12 protein-coding genes are annotated in these 14,781 nt (G+C 43.8%); 10 read left to right on the top strand and 2 right to left on the bottom strand.

All coding sequences use genetic code 11. From position 1 onward, the window contains the following. Positions 1–105 precede the first annotated feature (105 nt). The gene (gene epmA, locus FLL45_RS16380) at positions 106–1,056 is read left to right on the top strand and encodes an EF-P lysine aminoacylase EpmA (protein WP_185964509.1); all 951 of its coding nucleotides are present in this window, start codon (positions 106–108) and stop codon (positions 1,054–1,056) included. Positions 1,057–1,107: 51 nt separating this feature from the next. On the opposite strand, the gene asd is transcribed toward epmA, so the two are convergent. Further along, entirely contained in the window at positions 1,108–1,968 is an 861-nt protein-coding gene (gene asd, locus FLL45_RS16375) for an archaetidylserine decarboxylase (RefSeq protein WP_142943175.1), read from the bottom strand. 171 nt (positions 1,969–2,139) lie between these two features. On the opposite strand from asd, the gene motA reads away from it, so the two are divergent. Genes motA through FLL45_RS16360 form a run of 3 tightly spaced genes read left to right on the top strand, consistent with a single transcriptional unit; the run spans position 2,140 to position 6,471 of the window. Then, the gene (gene motA, locus FLL45_RS16370; RefSeq protein ID WP_142943174.1) at positions 2,140–2,994 is read left to right on the top strand and encodes a flagellar motor stator protein MotA; all 855 of its coding nucleotides are present in this window, start codon (positions 2,140–2,142) and stop codon (positions 2,992–2,994) included. An 18-nt stretch (positions 2,995–3,012) separates the two neighbouring features. Continuing rightward, on the top strand, positions 3,013–3,903 hold the full coding sequence (gene motB, locus FLL45_RS16365) for a flagellar motor protein MotB (RefSeq protein ID WP_142943173.1): 891 nt from the start codon (positions 3,013–3,015) through the stop codon (positions 3,901–3,903). Between the two features lie 9 nt (positions 3,904–3,912). Further along, entirely contained in the window at positions 3,913–6,471 is a 2,559-nt protein-coding gene (locus FLL45_RS16360) for an EAL domain-containing protein (protein WP_142943172.1), read from the top strand. Here the strand turns inward: FLL45_RS16360 and rsgA are convergent. After that, positions 6,468–7,484, bottom strand: coding sequence for a small ribosomal subunit biogenesis GTPase RsgA (gene rsgA, locus FLL45_RS16355; RefSeq protein WP_142943171.1), 1,017 nt, complete (start codon positions 7,482–7,484; stop codon positions 6,468–6,470). The genes FLL45_RS16360 and rsgA overlap by 4 nt on opposite strands. 201 nt (positions 7,485–7,685) lie before the next feature. On the opposite strand from rsgA, the gene orn reads away from it, so the two are divergent. The 6 genes from orn (at position 7,686) to miaA (ending at position 14,671) form a co-directional block, all read left to right on the top strand. Further along, positions 7,686–8,231, top strand: a complete 546-nt coding sequence (gene orn, locus FLL45_RS16350; RefSeq protein WP_142943170.1) for an oligoribonuclease — start codon at positions 7,686–7,688, stop codon at positions 8,229–8,231. 162 nt (positions 8,232–8,393) lie between these two features. Further along, the gene (locus tag FLL45_RS16345) at positions 8,394–9,920 is read left to right on the top strand and encodes an NAD(P)H-hydrate dehydratase (protein ID WP_142943169.1); all 1,527 of its coding nucleotides are present in this window, start codon (positions 8,394–8,396) and stop codon (positions 9,918–9,920) included. Between the two features lie 33 nt (positions 9,921–9,953). Next, the gene (gene tsaE, locus FLL45_RS16340) at positions 9,954–10,427 is read left to right on the top strand and encodes a tRNA (adenosine(37)-N6)-threonylcarbamoyltransferase complex ATPase subunit type 1 TsaE (protein ID WP_142943168.1); all 474 of its coding nucleotides are present in this window, start codon (positions 9,954–9,956) and stop codon (positions 10,425–10,427) included. 85 nt (positions 10,428–10,512) lie between these two features. Then, entirely contained in the window at positions 10,513–11,829 is a 1,317-nt protein-coding gene (locus FLL45_RS16335) for an N-acetylmuramoyl-L-alanine amidase (protein ID WP_185964508.1), read from the top strand. A 1-nt stretch (position 11,830) separates the two neighbouring features. Then, positions 11,831–13,705, top strand: a complete 1,875-nt coding sequence (gene mutL / locus FLL45_RS16330) for a DNA mismatch repair endonuclease MutL (RefSeq protein WP_185964507.1) — start codon at positions 11,831–11,833, stop codon at positions 13,703–13,705. Further along, positions 13,706–14,671, top strand: coding sequence for a tRNA (adenosine(37)-N6)-dimethylallyltransferase MiaA (gene miaA / locus FLL45_RS16325; RefSeq protein ID WP_246075848.1), 966 nt, complete (start codon positions 13,706–13,708; stop codon positions 14,669–14,671). It abuts the gene before it with no gap. Positions 14,672–14,781 lie beyond the last annotated feature (110 nt).

The raw sequence follows: 14,781 nt of genomic DNA, 5'->3' as shown, positions 1-14,781 counted from the left end.
GGCTTTTTTACGGTTAGATTTTTAATCTAGGGGTTACCAAGCGTTGATTCAATTGGTTTTTAGAGATGTAACCTTTCTAGTGGTTTAACAAGAGTTTAAATAACAGTGCAGGGCGAAAATACCAACCAGGTTTCTCAAATTTTAAATCTGAGAGCAAAAACTAAAGCGTTAATTAGAGATTACTTTTTACAGCATCAAGTAATCGAAGTGGACACGCCATTACTCGCCAAGTACTCAGTGACCGATCCGTACATGTCGCAACTTGAGGCAAACAACCTTCAAGGAAAAAGCCACGGGTTTTTGCAGACTTCTCCTGAGTACTCAATGAAAAAACTATTGTGCCATGGCGCTGGGGATATTTATCAATTTGACAAAGCATTTCGCGCTGATGAGAGCGGCGAGCACCATCGGACAGAATTTACAATGTTGGAATGGTATCGTATCGGGTGGGATGATCAGCAATTAATGGATGAAGTCCATCGAATCATTCAATTGTGCGTTGGCTCGATTGAGCGAATCGATATCAGCTATCGCGATGCCTTTATTCGATATCTTGCAATCGATCCTTTTACCATTGATGAGCGCGAGCTTGCCGAATTTGCGACGAAATTGTTAGGTGAATTACCCGGCAATATGTTGTTTGATAATTATTTAACCTTGCTTTTCTCAACTAAGGTTGAAAGTCAATTTGAAGCAAACAAAGTCACTTTTGTTTACGATTTTCCTGCGAGCCAAGCGGCATTGGCAAAAATTGTTGAGACTGAGTATGGGCTCATTGGTAAGCGTTTTGAGGCTTACGCGGGAGGTCTTGAACTCGCTAATGGTTTTGATGAACTCACCGAACCAGACACTCAATTAAAGCGCTTCCAAGAAGAAAATGATACCCGCCGACAATTGGGATATCCGCAGGTTGAAATCGATAGACAATTAATTCGTGCCATGGAGCGAGGACTTCCAGCTTGTGCTGGCGTCGCGCTTGGGTTTGATCGATTACTGATGCTTAAGTGGGGGGTCAATGACATCAGCCGAGTGTTGCCCCTCGAAAACTTACCTTAATTGCTGCGGCGCTATTACCGCAGAAGTTTGGATGACGACGGGTAGATTAGGTTAGCCTTTTGTCACCAGTTTCTGACCGAGAATAACGTCGCCGCCAAGTTTTATCGACTCAGCCCATTCCCAGTTTTGGTTTTCCATTAAGAGCACGACGGTCGAGCCAAGTTTAAAGCGCCCCATTTCTTCACCTTTAGCGAGGGTTATTTGCTCTTCGCCTTGATAATGCCAATGCCTAACTTCTTTGCGGGTCGGCGGTGTGACGGTTCCTGCCCATACGGTTTCGACGCTGCCAACAATCGTCGCGCCTACTGAAACCAGCGCCATTTTACCAAATGCAGTATCAAAATAAGCGACGACCCTTTCATTTCTTGCAAATAGATTGGGGACATTATTCGCGGTGAGAGGGTTTACTGAAAAGAGCTTGCCCGGAATATGGCTCATACTAGTGAGTTTTCCCTCACAGGGCATGTGAATACGATGATAATCTTTAGGTGCAAGGTAAATCGTGCAAAACTCGCCGTTATTAAAGACATCTGCTTTCTCTTGGTCGCCACCAAGAATTTCTAGTGCGCTGTAATGGTGCTTTTTGGCCTGGATGATTCGCCCATTTTCGATTTTACCAAATTGGCTCATGGCTCCATCCACAGGTGAACAAAAACTGTTTTCGTCCTGATCAATTGGGCGCGTTTCCAGTCTTATTGCTCGTGTAAAAAAGTCGTTAAAACAGTCGTATTCGGTTAATTCGGGTTGAACCGCAATCGACATATCAATTTGATAAGCCTCAGCAAACTTTTGAATAAACCAGTTTTTAAACCAAGTGACTCGCGACTCTGCGAGTTTACCGGCTGCAATCGAAACCGCATGCTGTGGGAAGAGGTACTGGCTGGTGACTTTTAACTGATCAATAAATGACATTTATCTAACTGGTTGCTTTAAAACAAAGAGCGGATTTTACCGGCAAATAGGGCTTTTGCCTAGCAATGCCCCAATTTCCTTTACAATTGGCAACAAATCGGCCGATTTCCAGCGCAAATTCAAATATTTAACTATATTTAGAAAGGTTAATTGTTGTTGAGAGCAGGATAGATGACTGTATTAATTGGCGCTGTTATCGTGATAGTTGCCGTTTTGGGGGGATATGTCTTGGCGCATGGCGAACTGATCGCTTTGTGGCAACCCTTTGAGCTCATCATAATCGGCGGAGCAGCCTTTGGGGCTTTTATTATCGCCAATCCTGCTAAAGTGACCTGGTCGACTTTCAAGCATTTGCCTAAACTCTTTGTCTCGAGTCGTTTCAATAAGCAGTTTTATCTTGAGCTGCTTTCGCTGTTTTATCAGCTTTTTAATGTGATTCGTCGCGAAGGGCTTATTGCAATAGAACGGCATGTAGAGGAGCCGCAAAACAGTGATTTATTCACGCGTTTTCCAATCATTATGAAAGATGAGCATGCGCTGCATTTTATTTGTGATTATTTGCGGCTTATGGTGATTGGTGATATGACCTCTTACGAACTAGAGAACTTGATGGATATCGAGCTAGAAACTCACCATCACGAAACGCTCGCACCTGCTCACGCACTCCATAAAGTTGCTGACGCTTTACCTGGTTTTGGTATTGTCGCCGCGGTTCTCGGCATTGTGATTACCATGCAGTCATTGGGAGGACCACCGGAGATCATCGGTTTACATGTTGCGGCAGCGCTGGTTGGGACTTTTTTGGGGATTTTGCTCGCCTATGGATTTGTGGCACCAGTTTCTAATGCAATGGAATACCAAGCACAAGAAGAGAGTAAGTTTTACGAGTGTATGAAAACTTGTATATTGGCCACGGTAAACGGCATGCCGCCGCAAGTAGCCGTTGAATTTGGCCGCAAGACTTTGGCAAGCGATGTTCGCCCCGATTTCTATGAATTAGAAGTCTGCGTCAAAGGAATTCGTTGAGAATAAGGTAAAATTTGTATGGCTGAGGAACTGGATAATTCCAGACCGATCATCATTAAGCGCGTCAAAAAATCTTCCGCGGGTCATCATGGCGGAAGCTGGAAAGTCGCTTTTGCTGACTTTGCCACGGCAATGATGGCCTTTTTCTTATTGTTGTGGTTGATGGGAAACACCACAGAAGAGGAAAAGGATGCGATCTCTGGTTATTTTAATGACCCATCCGGTTTTGCTGAAAAGGCTGGTGCGGCGCCTACCGTAATCGGTGAAGGCGGGGCAAATACCGGGGTGATTGAAATGCCTGTTGTTCGACCGGAGTTAGAAGTTAATGAGGAAAATGCCGATTCTCAGCCTCGTTCGATGACGGAAGAAGAAATCCGCAAAAAAGCGGAGGACCAAGAAATTGCTCAATTAAAACAGCTCCAGCAACAGCTTGAAGAAATGGTTGAGAACAATGATGCGTTTCGCCAATTTAAGGAGCAGGTAATTTTTGATATCACGCCTTCGGGGTTGCGCATTCAAATTGTTGATAAAGATAAAAGGCCAATGTTTGATAGTGGTAGTGCCGAGCCAAAAATCTATTCTAAACTGATTTTAAGAGGGCTTGGCGAAGTGTTAAAAGCAGTTCCGAACAAAGTGAGCATCACTGGCCATACCGACGCCACGCCATATATCGAGAGAGAAGACTACGGCAATTGGGAGTTATCGGCTGATCGGGCTAATTCAGCGAGAAGAGAACTGATGGTCGGTGGGATTAGCGAAGCGAAAGTTGCTCGAGTTGAGGGGTTTGCTTCATCGATTTTATTTGATGCAGAAAGTCCCTATAACCCGATTAATCGAAGAATTGCCATTATCGTGCTAAAAAATAGCGCCGCTGAAGATATTGAAAAACAAGTATTAGGTATTAATTAGGAAGTTTAAATGACGCCAGTCGATCAAATTACTGATACAGACTTTAAAAAGACGCCATTAGAAAAAGCGCTTTTTCAGATCACTGAATGCGCGGTTACAACAACATCCATAGAAGAGTATTCGAAAGAACTTCACAGCATCATCAAGCAACTGATGTATGCGAAGAACTTTTTCGTTGCGCTATATGAACAAGACCAAAGTCTAGTCAATTTTGTTTATATTGTTGATGAGTACGATACCAGTATTAGCAAGGAAATTAATACCCTTTCTGTTGAAGAATTACGCCGAACACTTACCGGTTACATGTTGCGAACCGGTAAGATCCAGCATCTTTCCAAAGCAGATGTGAAGCGGTTGGGTGAGAAAAACGTGATCGATCATGTGGGTACTGACAGTTATGATTGGTTAGGCGTTCCGCTGAAATACAAAGACGAAGTGATGGGCGGTATGGTGATTCAGAGTTACCGTGAGGATATTTCTTATGGCAAACATGAAGAAGCGATCCTTCAGTTTGTCGCTCGCCAGATAGCTTTAGTACTCAAAAGTAAACAATCCGAGCGGGCGCTGCTCGATGCTAATTTAGTCCTTGAACAACGAGTCATTGAGCGGACTCAAGATTTAAAGAGAATTAACAGTGCCTTATCAAAAGAAGTTAAAGAGCGGAAGAAAAGTCAGGAGATTCAGGCGGCACTGTTTCAAATTTCTGAATTAGTCAGTACAACGGAGAGCTTACGAGAGTTTTATCACAGCGTCCACCAAGTGATTAAGCGATTAATGTATGCGGAAAACGAATACATTGCGATCCTCAATGAAGATGGAAACAAGATCGATTTTGCTTATTTTGTTGATCAGCATGATGAGCAGCCAGGCCCCAGAGATTTTTCGGGGAACCCTAACAGTGGTGGCTTTACCGAGAAAGTTTTAGCGACGGGTAATACTTTTTTGTATCACAGAAATGATGACTATTATGGTGTGGTTGGTTCTGAGCGCTGCGTCAGTTGGTTGGGTGTTCCGCTCAAAGACAAGCATCGGGTCTTTGGTATTCTCGCAGTGCAAAGCTACGTGGACGACGTTGTTTATACGCGAGATGATCAGGTTGTTTTGCTAACCATTGGACAGCAAGTCGCTAATGCAATTCTCCGCAAAAAAGATTCAGATTCGTTGATTCAAGCCCATGAAAGCTTAGAGCGGCGAGTCAAAGAACGAACTTTTGAGTTAGAAAAAACCATTGAGAAAAGAAAGATTGTTGAAAAACGTCTTGAATTTGAATCACTTCACGATGCATTAACAGGCCTACCCAACAGGTTACACCTTTCTAACACATTGAACGAATTGTTACAGCTAGAACCAAGCGAAAGAAAGAACCCATTAGCATTGTTATTTTTGGATTTAGATCGGTTTAAAATCATTAATGACAGTCTTGGACATCATGTTGGTGATTTGTTTTTAATTGAAGTTGCTAAACGCTTAAAAAGTTGTTTACGTAGCGATGATATGGTGGCCCGACTTGGGGGAGATGAGTTTTGTGTACTGATGCCAGTAATGGACGATAAAAACGCCGCATTTAAATTAAGCACTCGGATTCTCGCAGAGCTAAAAAAACCCGTGGAGGTTGCCAATCATTCGCTGATTACCAGTGCGAGTATAGGTGTCAGATTGGCAGAAAGTCATGAAACTTCTGCTGAAACAATAATGAGTGACGCTGATGCAGCAATGTATCAAGCGAAGCATCAAGGCAAAAACAGGTTCTGTTATTTTGATGCAAACATCAAAAAGTTAGTAACCAGCCGCATGAAAATGGAACGTGATTTACGACAAGCGGTTTCCGAAAAGCAATTGTTTTTAGTTTACCAACCTATTGTCAATATTCGAACCAATCAAATTGATGGATTAGAAGCGCTTGTGCGGTGGGAGCATCCGGAAAATGGTTTAGTCAGTCCAGCTGAGTTTATTCCGGTGGCGGAAGAAACAGGATTAATTGTAGAGATTGGTGAAGAAGTAATTAGGATGGCATGCGAAGCCTTGGCAGAATTTAAGCAAGAATCGATACTTAAACACCTTTATGTGAATGTCAATGTTTCATCACTCCAAGTACTGGCTAGGACGCTTGACGATCACATCAGACAAAATTTACTACAAATGGGATTAGACTCTTCGTCACTCAACATTGAAATTACCGAGAGTATTTTAATAGAAGACTATAAAGCGGCAATGAGTTTCGTGAGAGAGTTAAAGTCCATGGGAGTCCAAGTTTATTTGGATGATTTTGGTACCGGTTACTCGTCACTGAGTTATTTACATAAGTTTCCATTTGATGCGATTAAACTGGATCGTTCTTTTATAAACGCGCTTGGCGAGTCGGGACAAAACCGGGCGATTGTTGAATCTATCGGCCAATTAGCACACTCGTTGGGGATAAATATTGTTGCTGAAGGTTTAGAAACTAAAGAGCAGTTGGAAGTTATTGAGCAAATGAATTATGACCTTATCCAGGGATTTTATTTTGCAAAGCCGATGAAAATTCAAGAGGTGAAAGCCTTTGTCAGCCAATTTGAAATAGACGATTAATTGTTTGTCTCTTCGTTGGCGATTATTTTACAGTAACTTAACCAACGGCTTTCGCTGATTTCGCCTGTTTTTACGGCATTGATGATGGCGCATCCTGGCTCATTGACATGCTTACAATCCCTGAATTTACATCCGCCGATGTGCGGATCAAATTCCACAAAGCCATTTGCCACGGTATGACTATCCATATGCCAAAGGCCGAATTCGCGAATTCCCGGTGAGTCGATAATGAACCCTTCATGCTGCAATTCATCAGAGTCGAATAAAAATAATTGAGACGCTGTAGTCGTATGTTGCCCCAAGCGAGAGTTACTCGACACTAAATCGACTTTGCTATGTTGACTAGGAAATAGCCGATTAATGATCGACGATTTTCCAACCCCAGACTGACCGACTAATACGCTACTGATGTCTTTAGCGATTGTTGCTAATTCGTCAATACCCTTGCCATTTTTTGTGCTAACAAACGTCACTGGATAGCCTAGCTGTTGGTAGGTTTGGAGCTGAGCCTCGATCTGTTGATTGTTGAATTCTTCGCTTAAATCCCATTTGTTAGCGATGATATGAACAGGGATTTCCGCATCTCTTATTGCCACTAGATAACGGTCCAGAAGTAAGGCGGAAAAGTCAGGAAGCGGAGCGATAACAACAAATACTTTGTCGATATTGGCAACCACTGGCTTCAAACCCTGATGTGGAGATGGTCGTTGAAGCACACTGTGGCGCTCATGAATAGTTTCGACAACACCTTGCTGGTTCGGATCCAGACGAAACCGAACTTTGTCTCCTGGAACGGGAGCCCCTAAGTTTTGTCTGAGGTAGCAACGAAACTTTTGGTGATCTTTCAGAGCGAGAACATCAGCCTGCTCGCCGTATCGGCTGACGAGTAATCCTTCCATTGGCGCAGATAAATCGCCGAGCTCTTCGGCTTGGGATTGTTTATTGAGGCGTTTTCTTTGGGTTTTAGCGACCTGTCTTTTTTGTCGTTGGGTCAGCTTGTCTCGTTTGGCCAAAAAGGATCTCGTTAGCTATCGATGATTGATTCATTTAATATTGAGGGCATTATATACTATCTTATACATAAGACTATCGAATAAACTTGTCTTTGCGCTTAGTGACAGTGCGCTTAGATTGTTAGTTGAAAGATTTATCTCAGCTTGGTCTAGTAAAACCTTCTTTGGAAAATTAACTTTGACGAACTAAGGAGAAAATGTGTGGTTGAAGAAAGTAACTTGATTTGGATTGACTTAGAGATGACTGGGCTTGATCCGAACAAAGAAAGAATTATCGAAATCGCCACCATTGTCACCGATAAAGACTTAAATATCCTGGCGGAGGGGCCGATGATGGCGGTGTCTCAACCTCAATCGCTGTTAGATGCGATGGACGCTTGGTGTACAAAACACCATGGAGAGTCAGGTTTAACCCAACGAGTGATTGATTCGACGGTTTCTGAGTCCGATGCAGAGAAAGCGACGATTGAATTTTTAGCGCAGTGGGTCCCCAAAGGTAAGTCACCTATGTGCGGCAACAGCATCGGTCAAGATAGACGCTTTCTCGTTCGCTATATGCCGTCGCTTCATGATTATTTTCATTACCGAAATTTAGATGTAAGTTCGATTAAAGAACTGGCAGTGCGCTGGAAACCGCAAATTATGGCCGGTTTTAAAAAACAAAATAAACATTTGGCGCTCGATGACATTAAAGAATCAATTGAAGAGTTGAGCTATTATCGCGAGCACTTTATTGACTTAAGTTAATTGGTCAATAGCTTGAGTCAGGTAGACTAACATCATCAATACAGGTATTTGCTGGTAATAGGCAATCGGCGCCTGTTCAGTTTTGCAATCTAAGGTGGCTTGTCACCGCCGAGTTTGATACCGCTTTTCGTTTATCCAAACGTCGAGCATTTGGGGGATCTGATGAAATTACCACAACCGCCAACTGGTCCACTTTTCACTGCGCAACAGGTTCGAGGCATTGAATTAACTTATGCTGAAACGAGCGATCAAGGAACCTTCCCACTGATGGAAAAAGCCGGCCAAGCGGCATTTGATTGCTTGTTACAATATTGGCCTGATGCACGAAAAATTCTCGTCTTAAGCGGTAAAGGCAATAATGGCGGCGATGGATATATTGTTGCGGCGCTAGCTAAATCGGCAGGTTTTGAAGTCACTTTGTGTTGTTTTTGCGAGCCAGAAAAACTTCAAGGTGACGCCAAAATCGCCTACGAACAATTACAAAAATTTGACATTGCAAGGGCTGATTGGTCGGAAATTGATCTCAACGACTACCAAGTCTTAGTCGATGCAATGCTCGGTACTGGAATAAGCGGAGCAGTGAGAGCTCCTTTCATTGAACCAATCGAGTCGATCAACCGTCATGAGATTCCGGTGCTCTCTATTGATATTCCTTCTGGACTCAATGCGAATACGGGTGAAGTGGTTAATTGTGCGATAAAAGCGCAAATTACGATGACTTATATTGGACTGAAACAAGGCCTCTACACAGGGGATGCCGCCGATTTCCGCGGTAAAGTATTAGTTGACGGTTTGGATATTTCGACGCAATGTTTTACTGCTTATGAAAGTGAAGTTCAAGCAGAAAACTGGTTCACTTTGAATCATCGATTAGCGCCCCGTTTACCCTCCGCTCACAAAGGTGCCAATGGTCATTGTGTCATTATTGGCGGAGCAAACGGCTACACGGGAGCGGCTATTTTGGTATCTAAAGCAGCGGCTCGGTGTGGCGCAGGGTTAACCTCTACTTGGCTAGAAGGTGGGGCCTTAGCGTTGGTGTCAACCTTTCCCGAAGTTATGGCAAAAAATATCCCTGAGCATGAGGTGATGTCGCAAGTGAATGAGCTATCGGTGCACCATGTTTTAGTTATTGGGCCCGGCCTTGGCAAAAAAAATTGGGGGCAAAGTTGGATGTCAGCCGTCACTAAACATGACGGTTTTGATTCGATGATGAAGGTCATAGATGCAGACGGACTTAACTGGCTTGCGCAAAATCATCTAACCAATGAAAAGTGGGTGCTAACGCCACATCCTGGAGAGGCTTCACGGCTTCTCAACAAAAAAGTCAACGCTATCAATGCGGACCGTTACGCGGCGGCACGAGAAATTGCCAAAAAGTACGGTGGCGTTTGCGTTTTGAAAGGTGCGGGCACTGTCATTGCCGATCAATCGGGTAAAACCATCGTTTGCCCTGTGGGTAACCCCGGAATGGGAACCGGTGGAATGGGAGATGTTTTATCCGGTATTGTCGGTGGTTTGCTTGCCCAAGGCATTTCACTATTTGAGGCTGCTACATTGGCAGTGGTTATTCACGGGGAAGCTGCCGATCGCGCCGCGGGAGAAAATGCTAATTATCGCGGACTAATTGCGAGTGATTTATTTGCCTATTTGCCGCAATTAGTCAATCCGCCCATCAGCGAAAAGTGTTAACATAGCGCGAAATTTTGGCTTGGATCGAATGCTTTGAAGTTCTTGATATCAGACGAGCGGGCAACAGAAAAACTGGGGCGCGAAATCGCGGCTTTGCTGCCCAAAAAATGCTTAATTTTTTTAAATGGACCACTAGGCGCTGGTAAAACGACCTTAGTTCGTGGAATCTTGCGAGCTGCCGGACACCAAGGTAGCACCAAAAGTCCCACCTACACGTTAGTTGAACCTTATCAACTGGAAGATTGTCTATTTTATCACTTTGACCTTTATCGCCTCGGCGACCCTGAAGAGCTCGAGTACATTGGTATTCGTGATTATTTAGACGAGCAAGCCGTCTGCTTAGTTGAGTGGCCCGAAAAAGGGCTTGGTTTCATCCCGCAAGCCGATTTAACCATCGAATTAGACTATGAAGGCGAATCAAGAAGTATTACACTGGACGTCAAGTCCAGTGAGCTAGCGCTTAAACTAGCTGAAAAATTGACTGGGCACTATAAGTTACTACAATAAAAACAATGCGTTACTTAATGAAGTTGAAGTTATTGATTAAATTGCGGTATGGTTAATCAAACAGGTTGTCTTGATGGGTGTTGATTTGTTAACGAAACTAGCCAAGTTTTGTTTGTATATAGTGTTAGTTGTGCACTTTACATCGCCGGTATTGGCAGGCGAAGTGAAGGGTGTTCGTTTATGGCAAGATCCAGAAAAAACGCGGGTGGTTATTGATCTGACTAACGCCCCTAAATACCAAACCAAAACCCTCCAAAACCCCTATCGCTTGTTTGTGGATATCGAAAAGGCAGACCTGAATCTCGACTTGACGAAAGTCAATCTTCCGGGAGATCTTGTCAAAAAGGTGCGTGCAGGAAAGCAAAAAGATGGTGATCTTCGCTTGGTTTTAGATTTAAAAAATGATGTCACTTGGAAGCACTTTACGCTAGAGCCTCATCAAAACTATGGCCATCGACTTGTCATCGATTTGCGGGATAAGAATTCAAAGAAAACAGTGGTTAAGACCGCGAAGTCGGCGATTAAAAATGAAAACCGGGATATTATTATTGCCATTGATGCTGGGCACGGAGGAGAAGATCCTGGCGCAGTGGGAAAACGGGGTACTTTAGAGAAGAATGTTAATTTGGAGGTTGCTAAGCGTTTGGCCCGGTTGATTGATAAGGAGCCGGGTTTTAAAGCCTTTCTCACACGAACCTCTGATTACTATGTTGGGCTAGAAAAGCGAACCAAACTTGCGAGAAAAAACAAAGCCGATCTTTTTATCTCTCTGCATGCAGATGGGTTCACCGATCCAAGGGTTAAGGGCGCGTCCGTCTGGACTCTGTCGAGAAGAGGTGCGAATACTGAGATGGGTAAATGGTTAGAGCAAAGAGAAAAAAGCTCTGATCTACTCGGCGGTGTTGAGAGTTTACAAAATAAAGATCCGCTGGTTGCTCAGGTGTTACTTGATCTTTCAATGCACTATTCTGTCGGAGAGAGTTTAAAAGCTGCCGAGAAAGTGCGTGGAGAATTGTCGAAGAAAATGGACAAAATGCATGGAAAAGGGATCCGTAAAGCCGCTTTTATCGTCTTGCGGATGCCTGATATACCGGCAATGTTGGTGGAGATGGCATTTATTTCCAATCCGACAGAAGAAAAGCGGCTGCGTACGTCTGCTGAACAAAACAAAATAGCCAAGGCGGTGTTTACTGGCGTTAAACGTTACTTCAGAAATAACCCACCAGAGGGAACTCGTATCGCCGCGCTGTCAAAGTCCCGTTCTTATAAAGTCAAAAGTGGCGATACGCTTTCGGAAATTGCGCAAAATTTTGGCGTTTCGACCAAGCGTTTGAAGTCCCACAATAAGTTAAAGTCCAACAGCCTACGTATTGGCCAAACGTTGTCTATCCCCGGAGCATAACTTGTCAGATCAAACACGGATTTCGCTGCTCGATAATCGGTTGGCGAACCAAATCGCGGCCGGCGAAGTTGTCGAGCGCCCAGCCTCAGTTGTCAAAGAGCTTCTTGAGAATAGTATTGATGCTGGCGCCTCGCGTATCGAAGTAGATGTCGAGCGAGGCGGCGCACGCTTGATTAGAATTACCGATAATGGGCGGGGGATTCACAAAGATGATATGGGGCTTGCGCTCACTAGACACGCGACCAGTAAAATTAGCAAAACTGAAGACCTCGGTTGTATTCAAACTCTTGGCTTCCGCGGCGAAGCGCTTGCGAGTATTAGCGCAGTCTCTCGTCTCACCTTGACCTCGCGAACACGCGACAGTGAACTTGCATGGCAAGCCAGTGCGCAAGGTAGAGATATGGCTGTTGATATTCAACCAGCTGCGGCTTCTCCCGGGACGCGAATCGAAGTGGCTGATTTATTTTTTAACACGCCTGCGAGACAAAAATTTTTGCGAACAGAGAAGACTGAGTTTAATCATATTGAAGAAGTTTTTAAACGCCAGGCGCTCGCCAATTTTTCAATCGCTTTTATGTTGAAGCATAACCATAAAATCGCAAAGAGAGTGCCTGCTTGTGCTGAGCCTGCTCAATACCTAAAACGGATTGCGACAATTTGCGGTCAACAGTTCGTCGATAGTGCAATCGAATTTAAATGCCAGCATGAGGTTGTTAAGATTTCTGGTTGGCTGGGAAAGCCAAGCTTTCATCGCAGCGAGTCTGATATTCAATATGTATTTATCAATGGCCGTCCGGTCAAGGATAAAACTTTAAATCACGCTGTGCGCCAGGCTTATGAGGGATTGTTACCGCCAGGTCGGATGGCGACTTATATCATTTATTTAAATGTTGACGCTTCGCAAGTTGATGTCAATGTCCACCCAACCAAGCATGAAGTAAGGTTTAGCGAGCAGCGATTAGTTCACGATTTGTTAGCCAAAAGTGTTTCAGATGCATTGAGCGAGCAAGTCGAATTTGTCGAAGCTATTTATCCCGAAAGTAGTGCGATATCAGTGCAAGAAGGTGTTGACGAACTCTCGGCCGTTGAAACATCGGAAAGTTCATTAACTGCCAGGCGACAATCGCGCCACGCTTTGTATCAAACACCGAAGGATGGAGGGAATCTGGAGACTTTTGATTATATTAAAAGTGTTATCAATACGACGAGTCATTTGAATGACCGCTCATCGAAAGTTTCTCAACCTTCCGTATCAGAGCCCACACAAAAAATGGTTACTGGAGGAGCGAGACACAGCGACGAAGCGGGAGCGACGCCCGTTGCTAAAACGACTGCAGTAAATGATTCAGATTTGGTACCGTTGACCGGTGACTACTATTTACTGAGACTCGAAAACGAATGTTTTTTTGCAGATGCTATACGTCTTCTAAGGTATTTCATTAGCAACTTGCTTGAAGGTGATCTTATCGCCAAAAATCGCGCGCTCTTGTTTCCGCAGTCGATTGAATTGTCCCAAAGCTTGCTCGAAGACGCACAGACTCATGATTTGTTGGTAAAGTTAGGTTTCGAAGTTCAACCAGCCGATGCCGAACAAATTCAAATTCGCAAGATTCCCAGTTGGCTTGCACCGTTTGGTAATCAGCTTATTTTTGATTGCCTCGCTGAGTGGCTAATAACAGGCTCGCAAAACAATGACGCATTGGTTGAAGCTATCATTAATCAATTAACTGAATGCGGCCCATTACCTGAAGCGACGTTAGGTGTTTTATCAGGCGTAGCGGGTAATAAGTTGCATCTTGATAAGCTAACGAGTCGAGGCGCGATGCGAGCAGTGACCTCACAAAATATGTCGACAATTTTCAATATGGATAAATAGGTGAAGATTCGTTTTCCCAACAAACCGGTTATTTTTTTAATGGGACCAACCGCGAGCGGAAAGACGGCTATGGCAATAGAGCTCTATCAAACCGGCCTTGTTGAAATCGTTAGCGTAGACTCGGCAATGGTTTATCAGCAGATGGATATTGGCAGCGCTAAACCCACGGATAAAGAGTTAGTGTTGGCGCCTCACCACCTTATTGATTTTCTTGATCCCAAGGAGTCTTATTCTGCCTCACAATTTTCTAGCGATGCGATCGATTTGATCAATGCAATTCATGAGCGCGGCAAAGTACCTTTACTGGTTGGCGGTACCATGCTCTATTTTAAAGCGCTCAAGGATGGATTGGCGGATTTGCCAACATCAAACAGCGAATTAAGAGAACAGCTAAAAACACAGCTAGAATCCGAAGGGGTAGAAGCGTTGCATGAGGCGTTGAGTAAAGTTGATAAGGTGACAGCAAACCGATTACATAAAACCGACACGCAAAGAATTCTCCGAGCACTAGAAGTCTATCAATTGTCTGGAAAACCCTTGTCAGAATTTCATCAGGAACAGCAATTGACAGCATTACCAAACCCTCTGCTTTCGGTTGCCCTTGCTCCCGCAGATCGAAGTGTACTGCATGCAAGAATTGCTAAGCGTTTTGAAAATATGCTCGAAGCGGGATTCGTTGATGAAGTTAAGGGACTTTATTCAAGAGGCGATTTAAATCTTGATTATCCCTCAATGAAGTGTGTCGGCTATCGTCAAGTTTGGCAGTATTTTGATGGCGAATTGACGATTGATGAAGCAGTAGAAAGAGCGATCATTGCGACTCGGCAATTAGCCAAACGGCAATTTACTTGGTTAAGAAGCTGGCCAGACTTGCATTGGTTTGATCCACTGGAACCTAATCAATACCAACTTGGGTTGAATCTAATAACCGATTTTATTCAATCTCATCAACAAACGATTCATTAAAATCTGAGTAGTCACTCCGTAGCTGTTTATCAGTCTTGTTAATTTAAAGCGCAAATATTGTGTATCTTTTGCAGTCTATAAGCTGATGAACTAAAAGGATAAAAACTGAC

The organism is Aliikangiella marina (genome assembly GCF_007004765.1).
GTDB lineage: Bacteria > Pseudomonadota > Gammaproteobacteria > Enterobacterales > Kangiellaceae > Aliikangiella > Aliikangiella marina.
Note: the sequence above shows the minus strand (reverse complement) of the source record. Positions and strands in the feature narration are given on the sequence as shown.

Bases quoted from the DNA above. Each gene is read 5' to 3' on its own strand.
- FLL45_RS16345 (WP_142943169.1), top strand. From the start codon at position 8,394: ATGAAATTACCACAACCGCCAACTGGTCCACTTTTCACTGCGCAACAG.
- FLL45_RS16360 (WP_142943172.1), top strand. From the start codon at position 3,913: ATGACGCCAGTCGATCAAATTACTGATACAGACTTTAAAAAGACGCCA.
- motB (WP_142943173.1), top strand. From the start codon at position 3,013: ATGGCTGAGGAACTGGATAATTCCAGACCGATCATCATTAAGCGCGTC.
- motA (WP_142943174.1), top strand. From the start codon at position 2,140: ATGACTGTATTAATTGGCGCTGTTATCGTGATAGTTGCCGTTTTGGGG.
- asd (WP_142943175.1), bottom strand. From the start codon at position 1,968: ATGTCATTTATTGATCAGTTAAAAGTCACCAGCCAGTACCTCTTCCCA.